6 protein-coding genes are annotated in these 6,000 nt (G+C 36.9%); all 6 read left to right on the top strand.

Going from position 1 to position 6,000, the window contains the following annotated elements; genetic code table 11:
- The first annotated feature begins 355 nt into the window (after positions 1 to 355).
- Positions 356 to 1,750 carry a MotA/TolQ/ExbB proton channel family protein gene (locus ACXITR_RS00180; protein WP_457995209.1) on the top strand — a complete coding sequence of 465 codons (1,395 nt, stop codon included), beginning with the start codon at positions 356 to 358 and terminating at the stop codon, positions 1,748 to 1,750.
- Positions 1,751 to 1,767: 17 nt separating this feature from the next.
- Positions 1,768 to 2,220 (top strand): hypothetical protein, encoded by a 453-nt coding sequence (locus ACXITR_RS00185; protein WP_457995210.1) that lies wholly within the window; start codon positions 1,768 to 1,770, stop codon positions 2,218 to 2,220.
- A 19-nt stretch (positions 2,221 to 2,239) separates the two neighbouring features.
- Complete coding sequence (locus ACXITR_RS00190) at positions 2,240 to 2,944, top strand: hypothetical protein (RefSeq protein WP_457995211.1); 705 nt, start codon at positions 2,240 to 2,242, stop codon at positions 2,942 to 2,944.
- 174 nt (positions 2,945 to 3,118) lie between these two features.
- Positions 3,119 to 4,180: a glycosyltransferase family 4 protein gene (locus ACXITR_RS00195; protein ID WP_457995212.1), complete on the top strand. Its 1,062-nt coding sequence runs from the start codon at positions 3,119 to 3,121 to the stop codon at positions 4,178 to 4,180.
- Positions 4,181 to 4,190: 10 nt separating this feature from the next.
- On the top strand, positions 4,191 to 4,793 hold the full coding sequence (locus tag ACXITR_RS00200) for a pseudouridine synthase (protein WP_457995213.1): 603 nt from the start codon (positions 4,191 to 4,193) through the stop codon (positions 4,791 to 4,793).
- Between the two features lie 126 nt (positions 4,794 to 4,919).
- On the top strand, positions 4,920 to 5,771 hold the full coding sequence (locus tag ACXITR_RS00205) for a ferritin-like domain-containing protein (RefSeq protein WP_457995214.1): 852 nt from the start codon (positions 4,920 to 4,922) through the stop codon (positions 5,769 to 5,771).
- The last annotated feature ends 229 nt before the right edge of the window (positions 5,772 to 6,000 follow it).

Genomic DNA, 6,000 nt, shown 5'->3' on the forward strand with positions numbered 1-6,000 from the left:
ACTTAATTCTCTTTCTATATCAAAAATACGTTTGTCTAAAGGTTTATTTAGTCTGCTAATTTATTCATATTAACCCTTTTGAAGTCCACCTAATTAGTCTGTTTATTTTTCTGTTTCAGTTTACATAGTTACTTAAATTTACAATATATATTGTTTGTTATTTTCTGATTTTAACCATTATTAATTTTCTAGTCCATTGAATAAATCTGGATTAGCGGTATGGTTTACCGACATGAAAAGTGCGACTGTAATTACCGTAACACTGAAGCTCTGAATACCGAATATCTAATATCTGATACCTTTTAAAAGTTAATGAGCTAAACTGTAATTTGACAAACTATCAATCTCCCATCCAATGCCCAACTTAATTAATAACAATCGTCAGGAATTAGATATTAATTTACCCCTAGTCCTTTTATTCTCTAGTCTTTTGACTATTGCTATATATAGTTTACTACTACCTTTTAGGAACACTTACTTCGGAATACTATTTATAGATAGAGGTATAACTCAATATATTGTGGTATTTCTTTCCTGTTTCGTAATCACTAGCACCCTCGATAAATTTTTCAAAATTAAAGCTGAGTCAAAAAACCTAAGAAAGTTAGACATTCCCCTTAATATTCCCCTGGAAAACTATAAATCAGTAAAAGTTAGGCAAATGTGCGAATACTTTTCGGAGTCAGGAGGTTTAGTGGACAACAGGCTATCACGGGTTTTGAGCGCCTATATTCACTCAGGAAGCCGAAAGGCATCGGCAGAATTAGCCCTTGATGATTCCTCCTTTTATCTGAGTGCTTCAGAGTCTTCCTACACTTTTCCCCGTATTTTGGTTTGGGCTATTCCCTTACTCGGTTTTGTGGGTACTGTGTTGGGTATTAGTCAGGCGGTAAATGGATTTTCTGGTTTCCTCGATAGTGCCTCGGAAGTTGACCAAATAAGGGAAGGTATAGGCACTGTGACAGGGGGTTTGGCGGTGGCGTTTGATACCACATTATTAGCGTTATTGTTAAGTGTGGTGGTAATGATTCCTCTGGTATTGGTGGAAAGGGTAGAATCTCAATTACTGTTGCGCATAGATATATTTATCAATGACAAACTTTTACCTCGATTTTCGGAAAAGGAATTGCCTTCTACTGCTTCTTTAGATAAAAACGATATTAGTAAAACTATTAACCAAGCCATCAAGGAGTCTTTACCTACCGCCGAGGAGTTGATACAACCCGCAGAAGTATATGCAAGGGAAGCGGCTCAAAATTTGCTAAAAGAATTCCTCCATCAATTTAATCAAATTCAAACCCAAGAATCTGAGTTAGTAGAAGCTATCAAGGAAGTTAATCGCATTATTGTGACTGATAGAGAAAAAATTGTCCAATCCTATCAAGAGCAACATGGTTTTAATGCTAATTTAGTTAATGATATAAAAGGGATGGTTGAACTGATTAAAGAACAAAATCAGTTTAGGCAAAATGGATTAGATGATCAAGTAAGTGCGATCGCCCTTAAACTAGAAAATATAGCCTCAATATTAGATCAAAAAATTGATTCCTTAAAAGAATCTAGCGAAAATATTGCTAAACTATCCACCCTAGAAAACAGTTTTAAAGGCATAGTAAATGCCCTAGAAAACGCCAGTAAAATGGAAGATTCCTTGTCGATGATTAAAGAACAAATTAGTCTCTTGCAACCCATCATGAAAGACCTAAGCAAACCAAGGGTTGTTCGCTTAATAGAACAAATTGATCAATAAATATTCAATCATTTACTATGCGTAGAAGATCCCGTGCGAGTAAAATAGAAATGGAATTATTTCCCTTTTTATCAGTCCTAGCCTGTACCATTGGAACACTAATATTATTAATTATTGTAATTAGTACCGAAAGCATCGAAAGTAGTTCCGAAGTCACCGTTATCGGGCAAACCGAAGAAGGACAAAACAGCACCAAAACGCCTCGCTATATAGAATGTAGAGAAGATGGCATCATCCTTCACCCTAGCGGAGAATTTGTACCCAGAAATCAACTTAGTCGTAGTAATTCTCCCCTACTAAGACTCATCACAGAGGTGGAAAATAACCGTAATAATGAATATGTTATCGTAATTTTAAGACCCACAGGATTAGAAACATTTTATGAAGTTAGAGACTTGATAGAAGCCCGAAATATTGACATAGGTTATGAACCCATTGACGAAGGTTTAACCCTAAGATTTGCAGAATAAATTAACCTAAATAAGTATTATGCCTAGACAACGTGCCATACGTAAAAAAAATCATCCCGGTCAAAATTTAGACTCTTTTTTAGACATATTAACTAATACTGTCGGAGTATTAATGTTCATCGGTTTATTTGTCAGTTTATTAACCGTAGAAGCCGAAAGAATAATTACTACACCCCTAAGGGCAGAAACCAATAAAGAAGGCGTTTTTTTTGAGTTAAGAAATAATCAATTATTTTATATTAGTGACCCAGTAATTGAGACACAAATTGAGCAAATATATTCTAGCTTACCTACCTGTACCGTTCCCGAAGTACCCCGTAGCCGTAGTCAATTTGCCTATCAAACCTACCTCAACGAAATAAATCTTTACAATAACTGCACTAGAAATATTACCCGTCGTCTTCAAAACTTCTCCATAGATAATGGTCAATATAGAGTAAATTTTACCGCCGATGGCTCACTACGATACGAACCAATCCTCAACGCCCAAGGGGAGGATAATCAACAACTAAGGGCTGAAAATTCCCAATTTGCTCAGATTCTACAAACTCTTAATCCCAACGAGCAATATGTGGCTTTTATTGTTCGTCCAGATAGTTTTTCTACGTTTCGAGCAGCGAGGGAAAAGGCTGTTAATAATGGTTTTCAGGTGGGTTGGGAGCCTTTTGCCCAAAATAATATCCTTGTGTTTGGTTCTGGTGGTCGTTCTGTGGGAGTACAATAAATAATTGATAATTGAAAATGGATAATGGATAATTGTTATTTCAATATGATAATCAGTAATTTTTGCGACTGTTTATAGTGTTAATGGTGGGTGGCATATTGCCCGACAAATTATATTTTTTATATTATTTATTTGGTGAAACATAAAGAATCAAAATTACTTTTAAATTTTTCAATGTTGATTGAAAAGCCAACGGGTATTAGTAACTATATTAATCATATTTTTCCCTATTTTAAAGAGTTGAACTATGTAACCATCGCTAATCAAAGTTTAGTAACTAACTCTAATAATAATTTTCATATCTCTAAGAGGTTTAGTCCAGACTATGGCAGTAAAGGACATTTTTTGCGGTTATTATGGACTCAATTTAAATTACCTAAAATATATGGAAAGTTAGAAGGCCGTTTATTATTTTCCCCTGTGCCTGAATTACCTTTATTTAGCTCACAATGTCGAAGTGTTGTGATGGTGCATGATTTAATTCCTCTGAGATTTCCTCAAAAAAAATCGGCTTTGAGTGCTTATTTTCGTCATTATGTACCTCAAGTATGTAAACAAGCTACCCATATTATTTGTAATTCAGAAAATACGGCTAACGATTTAATAGATTTTTATGATATTTCTGCTAATAAAATCACTCCTATTCATTTAGGTTATAATTCAGTTAAGTTTAAAGTAATTAGTAATTTAAAAAGCGTCAATAAAGTACCTTATTTTATATACTTAGGAAGGCATGATCCCCATAAAAATTTAGCTAATATTATCTCTGCTTTTGCTAAGTTTAAAAATAATCAAAATTATGAATTATGGTTAGTGGGAGGAGCAGATGAACGTTATACTCCTTTACTTAAACAATTAGCCCGTGATTTGGAAGTTTTTGAACAGGTTAAGTTTTTAAATTATCTTGATGACCAAGAATTGGTTAAAGTATTAAATCAGGCTCAAGCAATGGTTTTTCCTACCCTTTGGGAAGGGTTTGGTTTCCCTGTGTTGGAGGCGATGGCTTGTGGTACTCCCGTAATTACTTCTAACGTGTCTTCTTTACCTGAAGTGGCAGGGGATGGGGCTTTGTTGGTTAATCCTCATGATGTGGATGATATTGCAGGGGCGATGGCTGAAGTGGTCAAGGATAATGTGCGATCGCACCTTATCAAAGCAGGATTAGAAAGGGTAAAACAATTTAGTTGGGATAAAACAGGAAAAGAAACTTTAGAGGTTATCAAACAGTTTTTATAAGCTATTTATTATGAAAAAATACACCTATATTCTATTTTATAAACCCTATAATGTTTTGTGTCAATTCACCGATGATAGCCCCCATGCCCAAGAGCGAGAAACTTTAAAAAAATACATTAATATACCCGATATTTATTCCGTGGGAAGACTCGATTTAGATAGTGAAGGATTGTTATTATTAACCGATAATCCGAGGGTAAAACATCGCCTGTGTGACCCGTCTTTTGCCCATCCTCGCACCTATTGGGTGCAGGTAGAAAATATTCCGTCTTTAGACTCTTTAAAAACGCTCGAAAATGGGGTAATTATTAAAGGAAAAAAAACCAAAAAGGCGATCGCCCATCACCTCGAAAAAGAACCAGAGTTACCCCCTAGAAATCCCCCCATTCGTTACCGTAAAAACATTCCCACCGGTTGGATAGAATTAACCCTCACCGAAGGCAGAAACCGACAAGTAAGAAGAATGACAGCCTCCATTAACCATCCTACCCTAAGATTAGTGCGCAGTGCGATCGCCCTTACTCCGAAAATTAACCTTACCATCCATAACTTAGATGTGGGGCAAACTAGGGAATTAACCCCCCAAGAAAGACAAGCCATAGAGTCAATTTGAGTAACCAGAAGTTGATGAAAAATGGAGTCACGAGGTTAGGCAATGGTTTCTTAATGTCCGCCTATTTTTCAAATTGTAAAGATACAATAAGAATATACATACTTCAATCTGAAATTATAAAAAAATATGACCGTTGCTTATCCTCGTAAACTGCACAATAAAATGTCTGCCCGAGACATTCTCAAAAGAGTTGTGGGCGATCGCCAAATTCACCTCATTACCCTAAACCGTTACCGCTATAACGAGCAGAGAAGTTGTAAAGACTTAACCAACCTCATCGAAACCCTCAACGGTAAACCCAAAGCATTAGTCCAAGACTTATCCCACCATGTAGCAGATGAAGCCCGTCATGCCTATTGGTTAACGGATTTATTAGTAGAATTAGATGCAGATATTGATACACCCCCCGGGATGTCTTACATCAACGAATTTGAACGTTTAATCGATGAACCCCACAACATGGAAGATGGTATCATAGATGCGATCGCAGCCATTAACGTCACCGAAAAAAGAGGTTGTGAATTTTTTGCCGCCCATATCCACGCCCTAAAAGAAGCCCCCCAAACCGAGGAAAACATCAAAATTAGAACCACCATTGAAAAGATTTTTCCTGAAGAAGCAGGTCATGTCACATGGGGAAATCGTTGGTTAGCCAAAATTGCCTCCGAAAGCCCAGAAAAAAGAGCAAAAGTAGAACAAGCTAAACGTAAATATATCGCCATCGAACACGCCGCCTATGAATGTGGCATGGACATTTTAGCAGGGGCAGAATTGCGCCGTCTCAATAACCTCCTCGAGATTAGCAAAACCATGCCAGTGTGGGAACAAACCACCTATTTGATGGAAAAATTACCCCAAACATTATTCGATCCAAAACTGCAACTTACCCGCATTGATGCAGCCCAAAGGGCATGGCAAAGAAACCCCCAAGACTTTGTGGATAAATTTATTCCCATGTTTTTCCAAGGCATCAAATAAACTTTCTAGGGTGGGCATTGCCCCCCTAATGAATAATAAAATTCAAAGTATTAGCTTTTCAGATAAAGCTCGTTTGAATACTCAACATTATTGACACTCCCACCGACAAATCAAAGATTATGTCGGGGGATTCTAGCTTCACAGATTCGTGGCTAGACGAGTAAACTCGCCCCCGCTGCGACCATCTCCACTAGCCTTTTCTTGGACGGGCTGCCCGACCGCCACTAAA

The organism is Cyanobacterium sp., assembly GCF_054166785.1.

What these genes read in the sequence shown, in the direction of transcription:
- ACXITR_RS00200 (WP_457995213.1), top strand. Translation starts at nt 4,191, where the DNA reads ATGAAAAAATACACCTATATTCTATTTTATAAACCCTATAATGTTTTG.
- ACXITR_RS00185 (WP_457995210.1), top strand. Translation starts at nt 1,768, where the DNA reads ATGCGTAGAAGATCCCGTGCGAGTAAAATAGAAATGGAATTATTTCCC.
- ACXITR_RS00195 (WP_457995212.1), top strand. Translation starts at nt 3,119, where the DNA reads ATGTTGATTGAAAAGCCAACGGGTATTAGTAACTATATTAATCATATT.
- ACXITR_RS00205 (WP_457995214.1), top strand. Translation starts at nt 4,920, where the DNA reads ATGACCGTTGCTTATCCTCGTAAACTGCACAATAAAATGTCTGCCCGA.
- ACXITR_RS00190 (WP_457995211.1), top strand. Translation starts at nt 2,240, where the DNA reads ATGCCTAGACAACGTGCCATACGTAAAAAAAATCATCCCGGTCAAAAT.
- ACXITR_RS00180 (WP_457995209.1), top strand. Translation starts at nt 356, where the DNA reads ATGCCCAACTTAATTAATAACAATCGTCAGGAATTAGATATTAATTTA.